Here is a 2,412-nt window from a genome sequence, read left to right as displayed (position 1 = left end):
AGTTGGTTAGAATACCGGCCTGTCACGCCGGGGGTCGCGGGTTCGAGTCCCGTCCACTCCGCCACTTATATTAAGCCCCAGTCGAAAGACTGGGGCTTTTTCGTTTGGTCGTGTCCCCTAGAAATGCATTTACACATTGAAGGCGAGACAATACGACTTTCTTTGCCCTTTTGGCACATGAGTTTCTCAGGAAGATGAGCCTGCTGCCTGCACTTCCAATTACTCCGAGTTTGTATCCTGTCCTCGTTGAAAGATTGGTCATTTGAACAATGAGTCTTTATAACACTCGCCCTCAACCGTAATAGAATGAATAGTCTTCCGTACTGCGTGTTTTGTTAGCGTCTCTCTTAAACAATAATTTTCTACATCTTATTTCTCAAACATTCATTGCTTCCATGTTTAGAGCGGGACCGTCGTTACGTGGATTACGCAATTTCCCGAAATATAGTGAGGAATAGAGCTAAGTCTTCCGAAAATTAATGCCTTTTAGAAAACTTTGTTTTCTTTGCTGAACTTGCTAGTAGCGATTAACCTAAGAGGAGTTCTTGAGGAGTATGTTTGATGATGCAACAAATAAAAAATGAAACGCTGAAATCTGTATTTAAGCAATGGTCTTCCGATGAGGGAATTGTGGTCATCAACCCTGCAACTGAGCAAGAGTTAATTCGGTTAAAGCCTAGTACTCTTGATGAGTTAGATGATCTCATTGGTCAGTGCAAAACGGAGCAAGTCCGTTGGGCTAAATTAAGTGCCAAAGAGCGCTCTCGTCGTTTGAGGGGGTGGTATCAACTACTTCTTGATAATGCAGAAGACATAGCCACGATTATTACCTTAGAGCAGGGTAAACCTTTAGCTGAGAGCAAAGGGGAAGTGATGTATGGTGCCTCTTTTGTCGAGTGGTTCTCAGAAGAAGCAAAACGTGCTTATGGCGAAGTTATTCCTGCCCCCACGACAGATAGACGTCTATCTGCAATTCGCCAGCCTGTGGGAGTATGCGCTGCAATTACACCTTGGAACTTCCCTATTGCGATGATTACAAGAAAAGCAGCACCAGCCCTAGCGGCAGGTTGTGGCATGTTGATCAAGCCATCAGAGCTTACCCCTCTCACTGCAATTGCTGTTGTTGAATTAGCTTATCAGGCTGGTATCCCTAAAGAACTGCTTTCTGTCGTGGTGTCGGAGCAGGCTGCTGAGTTTGGTCAAGTACTAAGTACTGATCCTAGGATTCAGAAGATCTCTTTTACGGGGTCTACGCGCGTTGGGAAAATTTTGATGAAGCAAGCCAGTGATTCAGTCAAGGCGGTGTCGATGGAGTTGGGTGGTAATGCGCCTTTCATCGTGTTTGAAGATGCAGACTTAGATGAGGCTGCGGAAGGGCTTGTCGCGTCGAAGTTCCGTAATGCAGGGCAAACATGTGTTTGTACCAATCGGCTATATGTTCATAAAAATGTAAAACAAGCTTTTATTGATAAAGTATTGTCGAAGTTAAGCAAATTAAAGCTTGGAAATGGTTTAGAGAAAGGTGTCACATTAGGTCCTGTTATTACGATGGCCTCTAAGCATCGACTAGAGGCGGTGATCGATCAAGCTGTACAAGAAGGAGCCTCTATTGCTAACTCTCCACAGAGACGGCCTGGTCGCTTTATGGAGCCCGTTCTTTTGGATAGTGTGACGCAGAATATGTCGATTGTTCGGCAAGAGCTATTCGGGCCTGTGTTGCCTATTGTTACCTTTGAAAATGATTATCAAGTTCTCGAAATGGCGAACGATACAGAATATGGTTTGGCTTGCTATTTCTATACGAATAGCTTGAAGCGTATTATGGCTTTTAGTGAAGGTTTAGAGTACGGCATGGTTGGAGTTAATGAAGGGATCATCTCTACTGAAGTGGCTCCATTTGGTGGAGTTAAAGAGTCGGGTGTTGGACGGGAAGGTGCTAAGCAAGGACTCGATGAATATCTGGAGACAAAGTATATTTGTCTTGGTGGTTTAAGCTGATTTCAGAGATGGCCGATTGAATTAAAAAGCTAGGTTTTTACCTGGCTTTTTTTAGTTGAAAGATACACCATTTGCCACGCGCGTTTGTGGTTAATATTTTCTGGTTACTTAGTGAGTCGATAGTTAGCTTGCGGTAAGCGGTTTTTAATAATCAAAGCGCTTATGTTATTTCGTGGGTAGTAGGAGAGAGCTTAGCTTTAAACTAATACAAAAAAGCCGCATCAAGTGATGCGGCTTCTTCTAATATGGCTCCTCCTGCTGGGCTCGAACCAGCGACCTGCGGATTAACAGTCCGTCGCTCTACCAACTGAGCTAAGGAGGAACAAATTTTAATAAGTGGTGCCGACTACCGGAATCGAACTGGTGACCTACTGATTACAAGTCAGTTGCTCTACCTACTGAGCTAAGTCGGCA

General features: G+C 44.2%; 1 protein-coding gene and 2 tRNA genes. 1 reads left to right on the top strand and 2 read right to left on the bottom strand.

Features of this window, described 5'->3' with window-relative positions:
* The first annotated feature begins 561 nt into the window (after window positions 1–561).
* Entirely contained in the window at window positions 562–1,998 is a 1,437-nt protein-coding gene (locus tag MTF70_RS24210) for an NAD-dependent succinate-semialdehyde dehydrogenase (protein WP_205461124.1), read from the top strand.
* A 246-nt stretch (window positions 1,999–2,244) separates the two neighbouring features.
* Here the strand turns inward: MTF70_RS24210 and MTF70_RS24205 are convergent.
* A tRNA-Asn gene (locus tag MTF70_RS24205) sits at window positions 2,245–2,320 on the bottom strand.
* Window positions 2,321–2,335: 15 nt separating this feature from the next.
* Window positions 2,336–2,411: transfer RNA gene (locus tag MTF70_RS24200), tRNA-Thr, on the bottom strand.
* Between the last annotated feature and the right edge of the window lies 1 nt (window position 2,412).

Source organism: Vibrio sp. 2CM40D, from assembly GCF_023161825.1.
Taxonomy (GTDB): domain Bacteria; phylum Pseudomonadota; class Gammaproteobacteria; order Enterobacterales; family Vibrionaceae; genus Vibrio; species Vibrio alginolyticus.
The sequence above is the reverse complement of the archived record's forward strand: the minus strand, read 5'-3'. Positions and strand labels throughout refer to the sequence as shown.

Bases quoted from the DNA above. Each gene is read 5' to 3' on its own strand.
- MTF70_RS24210 (WP_205461124.1), top strand. From the start codon at position 562: ATGATGCAACAAATAAAAAATGAAACGCTGAAATCTGTATTTAAGCAA.